The sequence below is a fragment of the Escherichia sp. B1147 genome, assembly GCF_001660175.1.
GTDB classification, from domain to species: Bacteria; Pseudomonadota; Gammaproteobacteria; order Enterobacterales; family Enterobacteriaceae; genus Escherichia; species Escherichia whittamii.
The window spans coordinates 19,085-38,799 of record NZ_LFHY01000008.1; the positions used below are offsets into that span (position 1 = coordinate 19,085).

21 protein-coding genes are annotated in these 19,715 nt (G+C 51.5%); 6 read left to right on the forward strand and 15 right to left on the reverse strand.

All coding sequences use genetic code 11. From position 1 onward, the window contains the following. Positions 1–83: 83 nt before the first annotated feature. From pabA to ppiA, 4 genes are all read right to left on the reverse strand, one after another. Positions 84–647 carry an aminodeoxychorismate synthase component 2 gene (pabA, locus tag A9180_RS07440; protein WP_064527551.1) on the reverse strand — a complete coding sequence of 188 codons (564 nt, stop codon included), beginning with the start codon at positions 645–647 and terminating at the stop codon, positions 84–86. 31 nt (positions 648–678) lie between these two features. Continuing rightward, positions 679–1,281 carry a putative adenosine monophosphate-protein transferase Fic gene (locus A9180_RS07445; RefSeq protein WP_064527553.1) on the reverse strand — a complete coding sequence of 201 codons (603 nt, stop codon included), beginning with the start codon at positions 1,279–1,281 and terminating at the stop codon, positions 679–681. Further along, positions 1,271–1,438: a YhfG family protein gene (locus tag A9180_RS07450; RefSeq protein ID WP_064527555.1), complete on the reverse strand. Its 168-nt coding sequence runs from the start codon at positions 1,436–1,438 to the stop codon at positions 1,271–1,273. Before A9180_RS07450 ends, A9180_RS07445 begins: the two co-directional genes overlap by 11 nt. A 104-nt stretch (positions 1,439–1,542) precedes the next feature. Continuing rightward, complete coding sequence (gene ppiA, locus A9180_RS07455) at positions 1,543–2,115, reverse strand: peptidylprolyl isomerase A (protein WP_064527557.1); 573 nt, start codon at positions 2,113–2,115, stop codon at positions 1,543–1,545. A gap of 264 nt (positions 2,116–2,379) precedes the next feature. Between ppiA and tsgA the strand changes: the two genes are divergently transcribed. The 6 genes from tsgA (at position 2,380) to A9180_RS07485 (ending at position 9,457) form a co-directional block, all read left to right on the forward strand. Next, positions 2,380–3,561 carry an MFS transporter TsgA gene (tsgA, locus tag A9180_RS07460; RefSeq protein WP_064527559.1) on the forward strand — a complete coding sequence of 394 codons (1,182 nt, stop codon included), beginning with the start codon at positions 2,380–2,382 and terminating at the stop codon, positions 3,559–3,561. Between the two features lie 261 nt (positions 3,562–3,822). Continuing rightward, entirely contained in the window at positions 3,823–6,366 is a 2,544-nt protein-coding gene (gene nirB / locus A9180_RS07465) for an NADPH-nitrite reductase large subunit (protein ID WP_000049233.1), read from the forward strand. Continuing rightward, entirely contained in the window at positions 6,363–6,689 is a 327-nt protein-coding gene (gene nirD, locus A9180_RS07470) for a nitrite reductase small subunit NirD (RefSeq protein WP_000084764.1), read from the forward strand. Before nirB ends, nirD begins: the two co-directional genes overlap by 4 nt. Positions 6,690–6,814: 125 nt before the next feature. Further along, on the forward strand, positions 6,815–7,621 hold the full coding sequence (gene nirC, locus A9180_RS07475; protein ID WP_064527560.1) for a nitrite transporter NirC: 807 nt from the start codon (positions 6,815–6,817) through the stop codon (positions 7,619–7,621). 18 nt (positions 7,622–7,639) lie between these two features. After that, the gene (gene cysG / locus A9180_RS07480) at positions 7,640–9,013 is read left to right on the forward strand and encodes a siroheme synthase CysG (RefSeq protein WP_000349874.1); all 1,374 of its coding nucleotides are present in this window, start codon (positions 7,640–7,642) and stop codon (positions 9,011–9,013) included. Positions 9,014–9,289: 276 nt separating this feature from the next. Then, the gene (locus A9180_RS07485) at positions 9,290–9,457 is read left to right on the forward strand and encodes a YhfL family protein (RefSeq protein WP_064527562.1); all 168 of its coding nucleotides are present in this window, start codon (positions 9,290–9,292) and stop codon (positions 9,455–9,457) included. A 107-nt stretch (positions 9,458–9,564) separates the two neighbouring features. Here A9180_RS07485 and A9180_RS07490 read toward each other — a convergent pair whose 3' ends face one another. From A9180_RS07490 to rpe, 11 genes are all read right to left on the reverse strand, one after another. Then, positions 9,565–10,650, reverse strand: coding sequence for an aminotransferase class I/II-fold pyridoxal phosphate-dependent enzyme (locus A9180_RS07490; protein WP_064527564.1), 1,086 nt, complete (start codon positions 10,648–10,650; stop codon positions 9,565–9,567). Between the two features lie 11 nt (positions 10,651–10,661). Beyond that, positions 10,662–11,966 carry a YhfT family protein gene (locus tag A9180_RS07495; protein ID WP_064527566.1) on the reverse strand — a complete coding sequence of 435 codons (1,305 nt, stop codon included), beginning with the start codon at positions 11,964–11,966 and terminating at the stop codon, positions 10,662–10,664. A gap of 11 nt (positions 11,967–11,977) precedes the next feature. Beyond that, positions 11,978–12,331 (reverse strand): DUF2620 domain-containing protein, encoded by a 354-nt coding sequence (locus tag A9180_RS07500; RefSeq protein ID WP_064527568.1) that lies wholly within the window; start codon positions 12,329–12,331, stop codon positions 11,978–11,980. A 10-nt stretch (positions 12,332–12,341) separates the two neighbouring features. After that, entirely contained in the window at positions 12,342–13,220 is an 879-nt protein-coding gene (locus A9180_RS07505; protein WP_064527570.1) for a phosphotriesterase-related protein, read from the reverse strand. Continuing rightward, positions 13,217–14,443 carry a phosphopentomutase gene (locus tag A9180_RS07510; protein ID WP_064527572.1) on the reverse strand — a complete coding sequence of 409 codons (1,227 nt, stop codon included), beginning with the start codon at positions 14,441–14,443 and terminating at the stop codon, positions 13,217–13,219. Before A9180_RS07510 ends, A9180_RS07505 begins: the two co-directional genes overlap by 4 nt. Beyond that, positions 14,443–15,606, reverse strand: a complete 1,164-nt coding sequence (locus tag A9180_RS07515; RefSeq protein ID WP_064527574.1) for a YhfX family PLP-dependent enzyme — start codon at positions 15,604–15,606, stop codon at positions 14,443–14,445. Before A9180_RS07515 ends, A9180_RS07510 begins: the two co-directional genes overlap by 1 nt. 83 nt (positions 15,607–15,689) lie before the next feature. Then, positions 15,690–16,052 carry a hypothetical protein gene (locus tag A9180_RS07520; protein WP_064527576.1) on the reverse strand — a complete coding sequence of 121 codons (363 nt, stop codon included), beginning with the start codon at positions 16,050–16,052 and terminating at the stop codon, positions 15,690–15,692. A 16-nt stretch (positions 16,053–16,068) separates the two neighbouring features. After that, on the reverse strand, positions 16,069–16,974 hold the full coding sequence (gene yhfZ / locus A9180_RS07525) for a GntR family transcriptional regulator YhfZ (RefSeq protein WP_064527578.1): 906 nt from the start codon (positions 16,972–16,974) through the stop codon (positions 16,069–16,071). Between the two features lie 298 nt (positions 16,975–17,272). Beyond that, positions 17,273–18,277, reverse strand: a complete 1,005-nt coding sequence (gene trpS, locus A9180_RS07530; RefSeq protein WP_000165546.1) for a tryptophan--tRNA ligase — start codon at positions 18,275–18,277, stop codon at positions 17,273–17,275. Continuing rightward, entirely contained in the window at positions 18,270–19,028 is a 759-nt protein-coding gene (gene gph, locus A9180_RS07535) for a phosphoglycolate phosphatase (RefSeq protein ID WP_064527580.1), read from the reverse strand. The genes trpS and gph overlap by 8 nt, the downstream gene beginning before the upstream one ends. Then, complete coding sequence (gene rpe, locus A9180_RS07540) at positions 19,021–19,698, reverse strand: ribulose-phosphate 3-epimerase (protein WP_064527582.1); 678 nt, start codon at positions 19,696–19,698, stop codon at positions 19,021–19,023. Before rpe ends, gph begins: the two co-directional genes overlap by 8 nt. Positions 19,699–19,715 lie beyond the last annotated feature (17 nt).

Below are 19,715 nucleotides of genomic sequence, written 5' to 3' on the forward strand. Positions count from 1 at the left end.
CATGATCACCCTGTTACGCATAAATAAATGTGAAATTATAATCACAAAATATGCATAAAAAATCACTTAATAGCAATCAGAAATCAGCGATGCAGGAAATTAGCCAGCAGTTGATGTCCTTGTTCGCTAAGAATACTTTCTGGATGGAACTGCACACCTTCCAGATCCCACTGGCGATGGCGAATCCCCATAATCTCGCGGGTTTCGCTCCAGGCCGTCACTTCAAAGCACGCTGGTAATGAGTCAGGTTCCACCACCAGCGAATGGTAGCGTGTCACGGTAAGTGGATTTGCCAGCCCCCGAAATACGCCCTCACCGTTATGTGTAATCGGCGAGGTTTTGCCGTGCATAACCTTTGCGGCGCGCACAACTTTACCGCCAAATGCCTGCGCCATTGCCTGATGACCGAGGCAGACGCCAAGAATCGGCAAGCGCCCAGCATAGTGGCGAATAACGTCAAGGGAGATCCCGGCTTCATCTGGCGTACAGGGGCCGGGTGAGATGACAATTTTTTGTGGTTTAAGGGCGTCGATATCCGCCAGCGTCAACGCATCGTTGCGCTTAACCAGCACATCCACCCCCAGTTCACAAAAGTACTGGTAGAGGTTCCAGGTAAAAGAATCGTAGTTATCTATAAGCAGGATCATGGCGGCTCCGGTACGAAAGAACCGCGCTATTTTACTCAGATTCCCCGGCTTCGCTTACCACTTTGCTAAATATCGTCTGCAGCGCGGTGAGATCCCCCATTGCTCCACTCTGATTTGCCTGATTCCAGGCCTCTTTTTCGATACCCTGCCAGCTCAGTTGATATCCGGCATGAATCGCCAGTTGCTCGAAGAAGATCCGCTGTGCCAGACCACTTCCCACCCGGAAGGGATGCAGCACGTTGATTTCACAATAGTAATGCGCCAGCCGCTCGACGAACTTCGCTTTCTCCAGGCCAACCAGATAACCTTCTTCCTCCAGATCCTGCATCAGGGCATTGCCCTCTTTTTCGATATAAGCAAAGTGGCAGAACGGCGTATCGCCCTGATAAATATCAACTTCACGCAGTTGCCCTGCCCAGTCGAAAATATCCTGATACAGCTGGCGATGGATAGTGCGCAAATGCGGTAAACCGCGCACCAGCGGACCAAGCTCAATGGTCGCAGCACGCAGCGCCGTCATTTCGTAAGCGGCCTGTTCCAGCCGCTGCTGCTGGCGGATGTTCAGCCGGTTACGCATGATATCAAGGCCGGGATAGAGATACGGGTCGCGCCCTTCGCCGAATTTATCGCTCATAATGCCTCCTCAGCTCTTCAATGCGTGCTAAAGCCTCTGCGGCAGTAAGAGTGACTAATGGCATCTCGACGCCTTCAAGGTGGCGGCTGGCCTGGAAATTACGATTACGCTGAAGCTCCCAGAGACGGGACTTTTGCTTATCGGTGAGTTTCTTCACTTGATGCCTCCCTGAACGTGTCCGTTTGCCACAAGTATAAGCGGCAAATCCAGGTTACGCCGGGAGAGCAGAGGCGCGGACAAGATTGCCCGCGCGCGAAATTCTTACGGCAGGACTTTAGCAGAAAGGATAACTACCGGTTTTGACGGCACATTCTGGTACGGGCCAACGTCATGGGTCGGCACCTGGGAAATCTTGTCAGCAACATCCATGCCTTTCACCACTTTCCCAAACACCGCGTAACCGAAATCACGCTGACCGTGGTCGAGGAAGGCATTGTCGGCTACGTTGATAAAGAACTGACTGGTGGCGCTGTCTTTGTCCGCAGTACGCGCCATAGCAATAGTGCCACGCGTATTGCGCAGACCGTTATCAGCCTCATTTTTGATCGGCGGATTCGGTTTTTTCTGCTGCATCTGCTCGGTAAATCCACCGCCCTGAATCATAAAGCCCGGGATCACCCGGTGAAAAGTGGTGTTGTTATAAAAGCCGCTGTTCACATAATCGACGAAATTTTGCACTGATACTGGCGCTTTCTGACTATCCAGCTCCAGTTCGATATTACCAGCAGAGGTTGTTAACAATACGTGCGGATCCCCTTTCGCTGCCATTGCTTCAGGTGAGAGAGCAGAAAGAGCGAAAACAGCTACAACAGCTGCCAGGGTCGATTTGAACATGAGATTTCCTTAACTGTGCAGAAAAAAAGCAAGTGGAGAGATTCTAAATAGCCTTCAATGACAAGGCCATTCCTTTACCTAATTTTACGTACTTGAAATATATGTAACCTGATGATCACTTATATTCCGTGATCAGAATCACTTTAAATATTGCAAATTAGCAACCGTTTGCAATTAGATATTTAAACAGATCACAAAATCACCTAAAATCGCCCGCTCGCGGCATATCCACTATGCCATTTTATCTTTAAACGCAGGCCAATCATGACTAACAGCAATCGCATCAAGCTCACATGGATTAGCTTTCTCTCCTACGCACTGACCGGTGCGTTGGTTATTGTCACCGGGATGGTGATGGGAAATATCGCCGATTATTTCAATCTGCCTGTTTCCAGTATGAGTAACACCTTCACCTTCCTCAATGCCGGCATTTTAATCTCAATCTTCCTCAACGCCTGGCTGATGGAAATCGTCCCGTTGAAAACGCAGTTACGTTTTGGCTTTCTCCTGATGGTGCTGGCGGTTGCTGCTTTGATGTTCAGCCACAGCCTGGCGCTTTTCTCGGCAGCGATGTTCATTCTCGGGGTGGTCAGCGGCATCACCATGTCGATTGGTACATTCCTGATAACACAAATGTACGAAGGGCGTCAGCGCGGTTCTCGCCTGTTATTTACCGACTCCTTCTTCAGTATGGCCGGGATGATTTTCCCAATGATCGCCGCGTTTCTGTTGGCGCGCAGCATTGAGTGGTACTGGGTTTATGCCTGCATCGGACTGGTGTACGTCGCTATCTTTATTCTGACCTTCGGCTGTGAATTCCCGGCACTGGGTAAACATGCGCCAAAAACTGACGCTCCGGTAGCGAAAGAGAAATGGGGGATCGGCGTGCTGTTTCTTTCTATTGCGGCGCTGTGCTACATCCTCGGTCAGTTAGGTTTTATCTCCTGGGTGCCGGAATATGCCAAAGGCCTCGGTATGAGCCTGAACGACGCAGGTACGCTGGTAAGCAACTTCTGGATGTCGTACATGGTTGGCATGTGGGCATTCAGCTTTATTCTTCGCTTCTTTGATCTGCAACGCATTCTGACCGTACTGGCTGGGCTGGCCGCAATTCTGATGTATGTCTTTAACACTGGAACACCAGCACACATGGCATGGTCCATTCTCGCTCTGGGCTTCTTCTCCAGCGCAATCTATACCACTATCATCACCCTGGGTTCCCAGCAGACCAAAGTACCGTCACCAAAACTGGTTAACTTCGTACTTACCTGCGGGACCATCGGCACCATGTTGACCTTTGTGGTTACCGGACCGATTGTTGAACATAGCGGTCCGCAGGCGGCACTGCTTACCGCAAACGGTCTGTACGCTGTCGTCTTTGTGATGTGCTTCTTGTTAGGTTTTGTCAGCCGTCACCGTCAGCATAACACCCTGACCTCTCATTAATTGCTCATGCCGGGCGGCGCTATCGTCGTCCGGCTTTTTCTTCTCTTCCACCGCAGCGTGCCTTCATCTCTATAAAACCTTTCATTTTGTCTGTTTTTTGCACAAACATGAAATGTCAGACAATTCCGTGACTTAAGAAAATTTATACAAATCAGCAATATACCACTTAAGAGGTATATAAAGGTGAATTTGATTTACATCAATAAGCGGGGTTGCTGAATCGTTAAGGTAGGCGGTAATAGAAAAGAAATCGAGGCAAAAATGAGCAAAGTCAGACTCGCAATTATCGGTAACGGTATGGTCGGCCATCGCTTTATCGAAGATCTTCTTGATAAATCTGATGCGGCCAACTTTGATATTACCGTTTTCTGTGAAGAACCGCGCATCGCTTATGACCGCGTACACCTCTCGTCTTACTTCTCTCACCACACCGCCGAAGAGCTGTCGCTGGTGCGCGAAGGCTTTTACGAGAAACACGGCATTAAAGTTCTGGTCGGCGAACGCGCTATCACCATTAACCGTCAGGAGAAGGTGATCCACTCCAGCGCCGGGCGTACCGTTTATTATGACAAGCTGATCATGGCGACCGGATCGTACCCGTGGATCCCGCCGATCAAAGGTTCTGATACTCAGGACTGCTTTGTCTATCGCACCATTGAAGACCTCAACGCTATTGAGTCTTGCGCCCGTCGCAGCAAGCGCGGTGCCGTTGTTGGCGGCGGCCTGTTAGGTCTGGAAGCCGCTGGCGCACTGAAAAACTTAGGCATCGAAACCCACGTTATCGAATTTGCCCCAATGCTGATGGCGGAACAGCTTGATCAGATGGGCGGCGAGCAGCTGCGTCGCAAAATCGAAAGCATGGGCGTGCGCGTTCACACCAGCAAAAACACCCTTGAGATTGTGCAGGAAGGCGTTGAAGCGCGTAAAACTATGCGTTTTGCCGACGGTAGCGAGCTGGAAGTCGACTTTATCGTCTTCTCTACCGGTATCCGTCCGCGCGATAAACTGGCAACCCAGTGTGGTCTGGACGTTGCTCCGCGTGGGGGTATCGTCATTAATGATTCCTGCCAGACTTCCGATCCGGATATCTACGCTATCGGTGAATGCGCAAGCTGGAACAACCGTGTATTTGGTCTGGTAGCGCCAGGCTACAAAATGGCGCAGGTCGCCGTTGACCACATTCTCGGCAGCGAAAACGCCTTTGAAGGTGCAGACCTTAGCGCCAAGTTGAAACTGCTGGGCGTGGACGTTGGCGGTATTGGCGATGCGCATGGTCGTACACCAGGCGCTCGTAGCTATGTTTACCTCGACGAAAGCAAAGAGATCTACAAACGCCTGGTTGTCAGCGAAGACAACAAAACGCTGCTCGGTGCGGTACTGGTGGGCGATACCAGCGACTACGGCAACCTGCTGCAACTGGTATTGAATGCTATCGAACTGCCGGAAAACCCGGATTCTCTGATCCTGCCAGCGCACTCTGGTAGCGGTAAGCCGTCTATCGGTGTAGATAAACTGCCGGACAGCGCACAAATCTGCTCCTGCTTCGACGTCACCAAAGGCGACCTGATTGCTGCCATCAACAAAGGCTGCCACACCGTTGCGGCGCTGAAAGCCGAAACCAAAGCTGGTACTGGCTGCGGCGGTTGTATCCCACTGGTAACTCAGGTGCTGAACGCAGAACTGGCGAAACAGGGTATCGAAGTTAACAACAACCTGTGCGAACACTTTGCGTACTCGCGTCAGGAACTGTTCCATTTGATCCGCGTTGAAGGCATTAAAACCTTCGAAGAACTGCTGGCGAAACACGGCAAAGGCTACGGTTGTGAAGTCTGTAAGCCAACCGTCGGTTCACTGCTGGCCTCCTGCTGGAACGAATACATTCTGAAACCGGAACATACTCCGCTGCAGGATTCTAACGACAACTTCCTCGCTAACATCCAGAAAGACGGCACCTACTCGGTGATCCCGCGCTCTCCGGGCGGTGAAATCACCCCGGAAGGACTGATGGCAGTAGGTCGTATCGCGCGTGAATTTAATCTCTACACCAAAATCACAGGTTCCCAGCGTCTGGCGATGTTTGGCGCACAGAAAGACGATCTGCCGGAGATCTGGCGTCAGCTGATTGAGGCAGGCTTCGAAACCGGTCATGCCTATGCGAAAGCACTGCGTATGGCGAAAACCTGTGTGGGTAGCACCTGGTGCCGCTACGGCGTTGGCGACAGCGTCGGCCTCGGTGTGGAACTGGAAAACCGCTACAAAGGCATCCGTACTCCACACAAAATGAAGTTCGGTGTCTCTGGCTGTACGCGCGAATGTTCAGAAGCCCAGGGCAAAGATGTCGGGATCATCGCCACCGAAAAAGGCTGGAACCTGTACGTTTGCGGTAACGGCGGCATGAAACCACGTCATGCGGATCTGCTGGCAGCGGATATCGATCGCGAAACGCTGATCAAATATCTCGACCGCTTCATGATGTTCTACATCCGTACCGCCGACAAACTGACGCGTACCGCGCCGTGGTTAGAAAACCTTGAAGGCGGCATTGATTACCTGAAAGCGGTGATCATTGACGACAAACTGGGGCTGAACGCACATCTGGAAGAAGAGATGGCGCGCCTGCGTGAAGCGGTAGTGTGTGAGTGGACTGAAACGGTCAATACACCGTCCGCGCAGACTCGCTTCAAACACTTCATCAACAGCGACAAGCGTGACCCGAACGTGCAGATGGTGCCAGAGCGCGAACAGCACCGTCCGGCAACGCCGTATGAACGTATCCCGGTAACTCTGGTGGAGGACAACGCATGAGCCAGTGGAAAGACATCTGCAAAATCGATGACATCCTGCCTGAAACCGGCGTCTGCGCGCTGTTAGGTGACGAGCAGGTCGCGATTTTCCGCCCGTATCACAGCGACCAGGTGTTTGCGATCAGCAACATCGACCCGTTCTTCGAGTCCAGCGTGCTGTCACGCGGGCTGATTGCGGAACACCAGGGCGAGCTGTGGGTTGCCAGCCCGCTGAAAAAACAGCGTTTTCGCTTAAGCGACGGCTTGTGCATGGAAGACGAACAGTTTTCCGTCAAGCATTACGAAGCACGAGTGAAAGACGGCGTAGTACAGCTACGCGGTTAATGTTTTAACGGGAGGCGCAATGCCTCCCCTTTTTGCATTGTCCTGTAATGGCCTTCGGTATATTGCAGGACATTTTTTAAACTCTTTGTTTTATTTTTTGTTTTTACTTTTTTAAGGATAATCAAATGTTTACAGACACTATTAATAAGTGTGCGGCTAACGCTGCGCGCATTGCACGCCTGTCGGCAAATAACCCGCTCGGCTTTTGGGTCAGCTCCGCCATGGCGGGCGCGTATGTGGGTCTTGGGATCATCCTGATTTTCACACTCGGTAATTTGCTCGATCCGTCCGTACGTCCGCTGGTGATGGGCGCGACCTTTGGTATCGCCTTAACACTGGTGATTATTGCCGGTTCTGAGCTGTTTACTGGACACACTATGTTCCTCACCTTTGGGGTAAAAGCGGGCACCATCAGCCACGGGCAAATGTGGGCAATCCTGCCGCAAACCTGGCTGGGTAACCTGGTCGGTTCCGTCTTTGTTGCCATGCTTTATAGCTGGGGTGGCGGTAGCCTGCTGCCGGTAGATACCAGCATCGTTCACTCCGTGGCGCTGGCCAAAACCACCGCACCGGCAATGGTGTTGTTCTTCAAAGGCGCATTGTGTAACTGGCTGGTTTGCCTGGCAATCTGGATGGCGCTGCGCACTGAAGGTGCGGCGAAATTTATTGCTATCTGGTGGTGTCTGCTGGCGTTTATTGCGTCCGGCTACGAACACTCCGTTGCCAACATGACACTGTTCGCACTCTCCTGGTTCGGCAACCACAGCGAAGCCTACACGCTGGCAGGTATTGGTCATAACCTGCTGTGGGTGACGCTGGGTAATACTTTATCGGGCGCCGTATTCATGGGATTGGGTTATTGGTATGCTACGCCTAAAGCGAATCGTCCGGTTGCGGACAAATTTAATCAAACTGAAACGGCTGCTGGTTAATTACTAAGGGGTTTTTACGTGGATCATTTGCCTATATTTTGCCAATTACGCGATCGCGACTGTCTGATTGTCGGCGGTGGTGATGTCGCGGAGCGCAAAGCAAGGTTGCTGTTAGACGCAGGCGCTCGCTTAACGGTGAATGCATTAGCGTTTATTCCACAGTTCACCGCATGGGCAGATGCAGGCATGTTAACCCTCGTCGAGGGGCCATTTGATGAAAGCCTTCTCGACACCTGCTGGCTGGCGATTGCGGCGACGGATGATGACGCACTTAACCAGCGCGTCAGCGAAGCCGCCGAATCTCGTCGCATCTTCTGTAACGTGGTCGATGCGCCGAAAGCCGCCAGCTTCATAATGCCGTCGATTATTGACCGCTCACCGCTGATGGTAGCGGTTTCTTCTGGCGGTACTTCTCCGGTTCTGGCACGACTGTTGCGCGAAAAACTTGAATCACTGCTGCCGCTGCATCTGGGCCAGGTGGCGAAATATGCCGGGCAATTACGCGGCCGGGTCAAACAACAGTTCGCCACGATGGGTGAACGTCGCCGTTTCTGGGAAAAACTGTTCGTTAACGACCGTCTGGCGCAGTCGCTGGCGAACAACGATCAGAAAGCCATTACTGAAACTACCGAACAGTTAATCAACGAGCCGCTCGACCATCGTGGTGAGGTGGTGCTGGTTGGCGCAGGTCCAGGCGATGCCGGGCTGCTGACGCTGAAAGGCCTGCAACAAATTCAGCAGGCTGATGTGGTGGTCTACGACCGTCTGGTTTCTGACGATATTATGAATCTGGTACGGCGCGATGCTGACCGTGTTTTCGTTGGCAAACGCGCGGGATACCACTGCGTACCGCAAGAAGAGATTAACCAGATCCTGCTGCGGGAAGCGCAAAAAGGCAAACGCGTGGTACGTTTAAAAGGTGGCGATCCGTTTATTTTCGGGCGTGGCGGCGAAGAGTTGGAAACTCTATGCAATGCAGGCATTCCGTTCTCGGTGGTTCCGGGTATTACCGCAGCTTCTGGTTGCTCTGCCTATTCGGGTATTCCACTTACGCATCGCGATTATGCGCAGAGCGTACGCTTAATTACCGGACACTTAAAAACCGGTGGTGAGCTGGACTGGGAAAACCTGGCGGCAGAAAAACAGACGCTGGTGTTCTATATGGGGCTGAATCAGGCTGCGACCATTCAGCAAAAACTGATTGAACACGGAATGCCTGGTGAAATGCCGGTGGCAATTGTCGAAAACGGCACGGCAGTCACGCAGCGTGTGATTGACGGTACGCTTACGCAGTTGGGCGAACTGGCGCAGCAAATGAACAGCCCATCATTAATTATTATTGGTCGGGTCGTTGGTCTGCGCGATAAATTAAATTGGTTCTCTAACCATTAATTTAAGAAAATTAACTAAGGCCGGATATTTCTGGCCTTTTTTTTATTTACAAACATACTTATATTAATTTTTATTTTCAGCATACATAAAACAAACCTTTAACTAATTTATTTTAATAATGCCCTACAGTTACAGCAGGTTACAAATATAAGCATAATATTCATAGTCCGTTCGCTGACGCATAATAGGTATTCCTGTATCGTCTTTAGCGAGCTGTTTGCTTATATTCACACAATCAATGAATATTACTCGATATATTTTACATAGGGAATGAAAATGAACAAGTTTATTAAAGTAGCACTGGTTGGTGCGGTACTGGCAACATTAACTGCATGTACTGGTCATATTGAAAACCGTGAAAAGAACTGCTCTTACGACTACCTGCTGCACCCGGCAATTTCTATTTCTAAAATCATTGGCGGCTGCGGTCCTACTGCACAGTAAGTCTCTGACTGAAATTAGCTAACGCTGATTTAATTACCTGACGCCCTCGGGATTACCCGAGGGCGTATTTGTTTTTACCTTGTCTTTGAAAATATCGTTCACAACAATTAAACGCTGGCAATACTCTCACGTAAAATCCGCAGTACCGTCTCCTCGCCGCTACGATTTGGATTAATGCGAATCGCACAATGTTCTAATTGCGGATTCGCCTGACGAAACGTTCCTGAAAGTCGATAAAAGAGCGGCGGAATCTCATATTTCGACTCCGCTCCCACAGGGTAAGGCAAGGTACCGCGTTTCTGCGCTTCCTCCAGTACTCTGGTGGCAATTGGCTGATGAAACTCCACAATCAACACTTTCGATTGCGCATTGGCAATGACGGCACTTTTAACTTCCGGCACCGCGCCACCGTTAAGTAAAGCCAGCAACCGCTCAGATACCCCCGCCTGCACTGCATGCATTACCGGCGCGAACACCAAACCACGCAATACTTCTAACGCCTGTGCGCCCTGAATCTGGCTGCCGCCGGAATAGAGCGTGGCGCGAATCCGACTAATAACATCGGCATCGCCAACCACCGCGCCAACACCCTCTGGCCCAAACAGCTTGAAGCAGGAAAATGTCGAGACATTTGCCCCACATTCGCAGCCAATTCGCGCCACCTTCATCACCGCATAGTTGTCATCGGTTATCGCTGGAACGCCAGCCGCGCGCAATGTTGCCAGCACATCTGCCAGAATGTAACTGTCCTGCGGCTGCTGGCGCGTATGCTGTACCAGCGCCGCATCCGGTTGTTGCTCTTCGACGACCTGCTTAAGTACCGACAGATCATTGAAATCAGCAGTAATAAGCGTCAGCCCCATCTGCTCAATAATGACCCGCGTTGTCGGATAAACAGGCGCGTCATGCACCAGAAGACGCTGCCCCGGTTTGAGCAAAGCCGCCAACGCCGCACGAATCGCTCCAGTACCCGCGCCCTGTACTAACGCTGCCGCTTGCGCATGAAACGCGTCAGCCAGCACCTGCTCTACCCGTTGGGTAATACGCGGTTGATTCAGCCCTGGAGTTAACCCTAAATCACCGCTAGTAAGAAACTCGCTGCCGGGGAAATGGCGGCAAATCGTGTCCACCAGCGCAAACTGCTTTTGCTGTGCTTCAGCAAGAGTCAGGCTTTGCAAAGGAAACGTCTTCATAGGTGCCTTCCTTAAGCCGGAACGAACAGACCAAGCCAGTAAAGAACGTTCAGCAGGATGCCGGTGATCATTACTGCTACGACCGGTGCCGCCATTTTCTGTACCGGACGGCCCAGGGATTCGTTGAGGAAGTAAATGGCAACCGCGATGGAGAATCCGGTATAGCCTGCCATTTTGATTGCTGCGAAAATCGAACCGACCAGCAACGCCACTTCCATCAGCATATTCATGGCGTTACGGATGTTATCCGACGCATTACGTACCGACGGGTAACGCCCCAACCATTTTCCGATAGAACGAAGCAATAGCACTTCCGCCGAAATAACCACTGCGCCTAATACCGCCGCAACCATCGGATTCGGCGAGAGATAGCCCACCGCATAAACAAAGGTAAAACCCGCAACTGCATACACGCCAGTGGCTAACGCCGTGGTGGCAATCAACGGCACAAACCCGAGTCCGCGCATGAATTCTGCCAGCGCTGCCTGGTTGATCAGCGTTTGTGATTGTTCCGGCGTAACGCCTGCGGAATATGCTTTCTCCAGTGTGAAGATAGACACTTCACTACCAGCAAAAATCTTCATGCTGGCAACGGCAGCAATCAATGCTCCCACGATGGCGATATAGGGTAAGTTTTTGATAATCCGCGACGTGCGTTCTTCAAAGACTGAAAGCCCGCTGGCATCAAGATCATTTTCATCACGATGACGCAGGTCGTGAGTGATCGCGATCCCCAGCAGCATCACCATGCCAATAAAGATTTCGATGGATTCCGGATTAAGATGCGGGAAATAGCGCACTACCACCACACGGGTCATCAACACAACCACGGCGGCGATCAAGCTTTGCTTCCAGCCAAACTGGTAGAAAATCGCCACCAGAGGGAACAGTGCAAAAGCTGAAACCACCGGCGAGCTTAACTCCCCAAGGCTACCTAATACATCCACCGGCAGTGCGGTCAACAGCTGGTTTACTGGCAACAGACAGGTGAGGATCAGCACGCCCCAGATAGCGCCAAGACCAAACGCCATCAGGCTGTTTATCGCCAGCACACCGAGAATATCGGTAGGAAGAAAGAGTAGCCATGCGTTGAGCAGTCCGGTTTTCAGGGTAAAGGAGATCCCCACCGACGCCACAAAACCAATGCTCAGACCAAAAGCGATACTCCCCGCCTCGCGACGGTTCATATAGCCTTCAATCAGTTGTGGCAGGATCGGGCGGATACCGTCATGAAAAACAGCCGCCGAGCGATGCGCCAGAAGCGATGTCATACCCGTCAGGCACGCCACCACGATAATCTGAATATACAGATCCATAGTCGTGCCTTTTATTTCAGATGGTTAATCAGCATCGGAATCGCGTGTTCAACGTGCTCAACGGAAAGCCCAAATGCGACTTTCCCTTCGGCAATCATTTTGGCGATATGTTCGTCTTTCGCTTTGATACCCGGCTTGGCAATGGTGCAACTTTTGTTATAACCAATCACCGCTATGGCAATCGACAATGCCGCGCCAGCGCCGGTATTACACGCGCCAATGTAGTAATCCAGTTGCCCGGATTTCACCTTCATCGCTGCTTCCATGTCGTTATAAATGAAAACTTCAAAACAGCCAGGAGCCGTCGCTTCAATGGTTTTTTTAATCTGCTCACGCTGTAAACCTGCAACGCCAATCTTTTTCATGAGTCTGTCCTTATTGGAAAAATTGAGAGGGATTTTCACGTAACATCACATCCACATCGGCCTGACTGAATCCTGACTGGCGCAATTGTGGAATAAAGGTGGTCAATAAAAAGTCATAGCCATAACCACCGTTGGCTTTTAAATGAGAGCGGCGCGTAATATCCATCGACAGCATGACGCGGTTAAGCAACCCACGTTCACGTAGCGCATGAAGCATCGCAATGCGCTTTTCGTCCGGGTAGTAACTGTTCTTACCAATGGTGTCGAACTGCACAAATGCGCCGAGATCGATCATCTTTAAAATGTTGTCGAGGTTGTCTTTCAGATCGCAGTGACCGACGGTGACGCGCGAAAGATCAACACCGTGAGCTTGCAGCAACGCCAACTGTTCCAGCCCCATCGTGCTGAACGACGTATGCGTAGAGATTGGGCGCCCGGTCTGGTTATGCGCCAGCGCGGCGGCAATAAACACCTTCTCTTCCATCGGCGTAATCTTTCCTTCGCTGGAGCCAATCTCCGCAATGATCCCGGCTTTCAGATCGGTGCCATCGATACCCTGTTCAATTTCATCGACCATCTCCTGCGCCAGTTGCTCTACGCTGCGGGTCGCCACATGTTCAGGAAAAAAGGCATCCTGGTAATAGCCGGTGCAGGCCACCACGTTGATCCCCGTCTCACGCATTACATCGAGCATAAATTGCGCATTGCGCCCCATGTAGCGGTTGGTCATCTCAATCACATTACGAACGCCCTGGGCCATCAGGTCGTTCATCTCCTGGCAAATGAACGCATACTGATCAAGGCGGCAGTCCAGGTTATTTTTAAAGCCGGAGAGATCAATATGCAGATGCTCATGGGCCAGGGTGTAGCCCGTTGGATCAAAACTCATAGGGTGTCTCCTGCATACCGGAGGGTGGAAAGAAAAGAACGACCATTTTGTGGCGGTGGCGCGCGGAAGAATTCACACACGGTGGCGCCCACATCAGAAAGCGTGGTGCGAACACCGAGCTGCGTGGCAGCCAGACCTTGCTGATAAACCAGCACCGGCACGACTTCGCGGGTATGGTGGCTGTGACCGATTGTCGGGTCGTTACCGTGATCGGCCATGACGATCAGGCAATCATCTGGCTGCATCGCCTCAACAAGGAGAGCAAGATTACGGTCAACGACTTGCAAGCGTTCAGCATAACGTGCGACATCTTCTGCGTGACCAGCGAGGTCGGTTTCCTGAATATTGGTGCAAATAAACGCTGTCTGATGGGTGATAAATTCGTCGAGGGTGATATCCATAATCCGCTGGCTATCCACCAGATTTTGCCAGCTCACGCCATAAGGATTGCTGGCTATATCTGCCACCTTCCCCACCAGCACGGTTGGCACGCCCACTTCATACAGTTTTTGCGGCACCTGGACTTTCTCATCGACGCCGTAACCCATGTGCATAACCTGGAATCCGTTGTCATAAGCACCAGAACGTGGGGCATTTATGCCAATAAAGCGCCCTTCTTTACTTTCTGAGGCATCGAGAATGCGCTGACTGTCGGTTAACAGGCCGCCAAATGTAATCACTCTGCCAACCTGAACTTGCTCACGCACGATACGACCAATTTTGACAACTTCATCGAACGGCATCGCAGAGAGATTGGCGGTGACGTTATAGACCTGGCCTAAATCCGCTTCGAGATTATCGCCAATCGCAACCGCCTGATTGACCCACAGAAATTGCAACTCTTCGCCACGACGCTCAACCTGCCATCCCGCGACGACTAATGCCTGCTCAACACGGTCAATCACATCGCGAAAAGGCATCCGCAGCGGCGGTAACGGGCGCGTGCCTAAAATTTCCTGATGCCCCATAAAGGTATCGCCACCTTCATGTTGCAGCTCTGCTACGCCCCAGGTTGCGGAGTCTGACGGCTGCATATCGCCCGGCGCATAACCTAATGCGTTGATTAACCCCATTTTCTCCAGCGTTGGTAGCTGCAAATGCGGCAGCCGACTCAGGATGTGACCACAGGTATTCGCCCCGGCATCTTGCGGGCGCACCAACGTGACATCTTTCATTGCGCCCACGCCAAAACTATCAATCACTAACACCACAAATCGCGCCATTACGCCCCCAGAGAGTTTCCAAGACTGTCATAACGACCGACGATTTCCGGTTCGCCACGCTGAATACCAGATACCAGCACCACATCACTGCGGGTAACAAAAATCTGCGTACGAAAACAGAACACTACGGCACTACTCACCGGAAACTCACCTGCTAACGGCAGGTAATAGTCGATACTGCTGTCATCCACAGTCTTGAGATTGGTTTCAGTAATCTTTTGATTTTCTTTAGTAAAAACCAAAGCGCGGTGAGCGTGACCACGACGGTAGTAACCGCCGCCATAGCAATAACTGTCGCCACGGAAATGGTGGGAAATTTCACTTAACCAAAGCATGGCGATACGTTCAGGCTGATCGCCCTGCTGGTTTGCCGGAATCGTGCCAGTCAGCGCATGCCCAGGTTCGGCATGGGTAACACCATATTGCGCCAGCATCGGCAACGAAGTGCAGCTAGTCGCCGAAGGCGCATTCAGTTGCTCAAGCACAATACCGTTTTCGGCCAGTTGATCCCGTGCCTGTACCAGCGTGTGAAGATTCGGCGTGGGTAAAACTTTCCCGCTTGTTTCATCCCAAAGCAGGCAAGGGAAATGGGTAAGTCCAGCTAAATGGAGTCCTGGTAGTTTTTGGATTTCAGCGACAATGTCATGCAGCGTGTTTTGGGTAAAACCGCTCTCCTGGCCCGGATAAAGAAAATCATCATCGCTATAAACTTTGAGTAACACCGACTGGACTCGCCCGACCTTCACCGCCGCCGCAGAAACCTCCCGCGCTTTGGCAAGGGTAAACACGGTGATGACATCGGTTCCCTGTTCAACGGCATCGGCGACCTGATGACAAGGGATTTGTACCAGATGCCCCTGATGCGCCACCGGCAGACCGGCGCGGCGCATGACCCGCGCCTCTTTGTAATCCACCGCCACAATACCGCTGTAGCCAAGCGCCAGAAGTTTTTCCGCCAGCCATGGATTACGGCCAAACTGCTTGGTCATAAGATACAGCTCAATGCCGTAAAGCCGCGCCGTCTCAATAAGTCGTTTACCGTTTTCCAGTACCTGATCCACGTCAATAACCCAGCTGTCCGGAGCGATCTTGCCCTGTTGCCACAGGCTTAGTGCGGCGGAAATCAGCGCCGGGTTCTGGCGTTTCAATGCTTCTACAAACATCTTGTTGCCTCGTTTCTGTTCCTTGAATTAAATATTCATTTTTTTGAATATTTAGGTTGTGCGACGTGGATTTGCCGTATGACTCAGACACCTTCGTTGGCGACCATCCATAATCCATAAAGATTGGCCAGCAAATACCCTTCTTCACACGGGGTAATTTCCAGCGCGAATTCCTTCAAAAGCACCTGATGCAATTGCACAATCGCTGGCCAGTGTGTGGATTGCGCCAGCTCCGCCAGTAATTCGTCATCCAGCGGCTCAATTTCCTCACCACGACGACTGCGCATCAACGCACTCGCCATATGTGTCATCGCCATCGTCCCTTGCTCGCTACGCACCGGTAGATGACATTCAGTTTCCATTACTTTGACGACCTGCATCATGCCTTTGCAGATGTCCTTATCAATGACTCCTGCCTCGCAAAGCAGGTTGAGTCTGTTTTCCATTTAAGACGCCTTTCGCTTAATAACTGGGTTCAAGTTCCCCACTGACTACTCGCTGTTGATGAGCAAGCAGGGCATGTTTATCAACAACCGCACGTAGCAATTGTTGCATCGGGTAATCATCGGCACGCGTCAGTACAACAGCTTCAGTGGCCTGTAAAAATCGGGGATCGTTCGTCAGCGGCGTCGCCTCTAATCCCAGCATGGCCAGTTCGCTTTCTGCCACCACGTTCCAGATAACCGCATCGACATCGCCTTTAACAATGCGTTGTAAACTCTCGTGATATGAGAGGTCGACGCGCTCCACATCGCTATTGCCAAAAAAGACATCGGTCATGATTTTCTGGTCCGCCGAGCGGTTATCCAGCCCCACACGTTTCACGTTGCCGGACGCCCCTTTACGGCAAATCAGCTGGTGCTCGCCAACATAGGTATGCGGCCCAAGTTCCAGCGCCAGACATAAACCTTTTTGCGTGAGATAACTTTCTGCCGCCAGGCGGGACACTACCGCCATGTCATAGACGCCGTTAAGTAAACACTCCACGCGAATATCCGCGCCGCGCATATGCGCATAGTAAAAAGGAATGCCATCAAACTGGGCTTTCAACCCGCTCGCCAGGCCTTCGTACAAACGGGTGTAGGGCAAGGGCATCGCGCATACCACGTTGTTGATATCCACATGGGTCAGCAGGGCTTTGTTATCCATTTCCACCAGATAACTGCCATTGCGCCCACGACGTTCAATCCGTATCGCACCGCTTGATTCCAGCGTTTTCAGTGCAGCCTGCGTCAGACCAACGGACGAATGGCATTCAGTTGCCAGTTCATCTATAGTTTTCAGTCGATTACCGCACTTTTCACCTAACAGATAACGGGCCAGTGTCGTGATGACGACGCCTTCTTTTTTGATAAACGTTCGACGCATAGTAAATTTTCAATAAAGTGAATATTTATATCTTCATTAAAATGAAGATAAGTGACAACGACGAAATGTGGAAACGGCGAGATGCTTCACATTTTTTTTGCTGGCTGCGAAAAGAGAAAACCGGGTTTCCCCGGTTTGAGAGTGATGATAAAAGCAAAACTGCCTGATGCGCTACGCTTATCAGGCCTACATTTCCTTGCAATATGTTGAATGTGCATGACTTTGTAGGCCGGATAAGGCGTTCACGCCGCATCCGGCATGAACAAAGCGCACTTTGCCAGCAATAGTGAATAGTGAATTACGGCTTCGCCACAAAACCAATCGCTTCGTACACCGCTTTCAGCGTACGGGAAGCGTGCGCGCTGGCTTTTTCTGCGCCGTCTTTCATCACCTGTTGCAGGAAGGCTTCGTCATTGCGGAAACGGTGGTAGCGTTCCTGCAATTCAGTCAACATACCGGAAACCGCTTCTGCCACTTCGCCCTTCAGGTGACCATACATCTTGCCTTCGAACTGTTTTTCCAGTTCCGGGATGCTCTGGCCAGTAACTGCAGACAGGATATCCAGCAGGTTAGAAACCCCCGCTTTGTTCTGCACGTCGTAGCGAACTACCGGCGGCTCGTCGGAGTCAGTGACCGCACGTTTAATTTTCTTCACCACCGATTTCGGATCTTCCAGCAGGCCGATAACGTTATTGCGGTTATCGTCAGACTTGGACATCTTCTTGGTCGGTTCCAGCAGCGACATAACGCGAGCGCCAGATTTCGGGATAAACGGCTCCGGCACTTTAAAGATGTCGCCGTACAGTGCGTTGAAACGCTGGGCGATATCGCGGCTCAGTTCCAGGTGCTGTTTCTGGTCTTCACCAACCGGCACCAGATTGGTTTGATACAGCAGGATGTCTGCCGCCATCAGCACCGGATAGTCGAACAGCCCTGCGTTGATGTTTTCGGCATAACGTGCAGATTTATCTTTGAACTGGGTCATGCGGCTCAGTTCGCCGAAGTAGGTATAGCAGTTCAGTGCCCAACCTAACTGCGCATGTTCCGGCACGTGGGACTGAACAAAAATGGTGCTTTTCTCAGGATCGATACCGCAAGCCAGGTACAACGCCAGCGTATCCAGCGTCGCTTTACGCAGCTTCTGCGCATCCTGGCGCACGGTGATGGCGTGTTGGTCAACGATGCAGTAAATACAATGGTAATCATCCTGCATGTTTACCCACTGACGCAGCGCACCCATGTAGTTACCAATGGTCAATTCACCTGAAGGCTGTGCGCCACTAAAAACGATGGGCTTAGTCATTTTTCGATTCCTGATTTTCGCTTTGCGGAAGCCCTAATGCGGGCAGAAGGTCATTTATAGAGTGATAAATTACATCAGGCTGGCTGAGATCGATAGCCTCGCCGTAGTTATATCCGTAGGTTAAGCCAACTGAAGGGCAACCGGCTGCTTTTGCTGCCTGAATATCATTGCGAGAATCTCCGACAAACAGCATCTGTTGCGGGGCAATACCCATCCGTTCAGCCACCAGTAATAGCGGGTCCGGGTGTGGTTTTTTGTTTTGCACATCATCACCGCCAATGACCACGCTAAAGTATTTGGCAATATCTAAGGCTTCCAGCAGCGGCGCGACGAACGGCGTTGGTTTGTTGGTAATCAGACCTAGCGGCAAGCCTTTAGCCTGCAATGCGCCAAGCGTATCGGCAACGTGCGGGAACAAAAACGTTCCTTCTTCGGCAACTTCGCCATAATAACGATCAAACAGCTTGCGCAGAATACGTACTTGTTCTTCTGCCGGAATGTCGTCATCAACGGGGGGTTTACCCATGGTTTTACGCAGGGTCGCACGTTCCTGACGCGCCCAGGTCAATGCTCGCTCCATCAGGACATCTGCGCCGTTACCAATCCAGGTAATAACGCGCTCTTCGCCTGCAACGGGCAACTCCAGCGCGTACAGCGCCATATCTACTGCGGCAGCAAGACCGGGAGCACTGTCAACCAGCGTGCCATCGAGATCGAAGGCAACACCGCGAATATCTTCAAACTTATCCATGACTTACCTTTGCCAGTTCACTGCGCATTTCATCAATCACTTTTTTGTAGTCCGGCTGATCGAAAATGGCTGAACCGGCGACGAACATATCGGCACCCGCCGCGGCAATTTCGCCAATGTTATTCACTTTCACACCGCCGTCCACTTCCAGACGAATATCAAAGCCAGACTCGTCGATGCGGCGGCGCACTTCACGCAGTTTATCTAACGTTTGCGGAATGAAAGACTGACCGCCAAAGCCTGGGTTAACAGACATCAGCAGGATCACATCCAGCTTATCCATTACATAATCCAGATAGCTCAATGGTGTCGCCGGGTTAAATACCAGCCCCGCTTTACAGCCATTTTCTTTAATCAGTTGCAGCGTGCGGTCAACATGCTCGGAGGCTTCTGGATGAAAGGTAATGATGCTGGCACCAGCGGCAGCGAAATCCGGCACAATGCGATCCACCGGTTTCACCATCAGATGCACGTCGATAGGGGCGGTAATGCCGTAATTACGCAAGGATTTCAGTACCATTGGCCCAATTGTCAGGTTGGGAACATAGTGGTTATCCATGACGTCAAAATGCACGACATCAGCGCCAGCTGCCAGGGCCTTTGCGGTATCTTCACCCAGGCGGGCAAAATCAGCCGACAGAATTGAGGGGGCAATCAAATACTGTTTCATCCGCTTCTCCTTGAGAA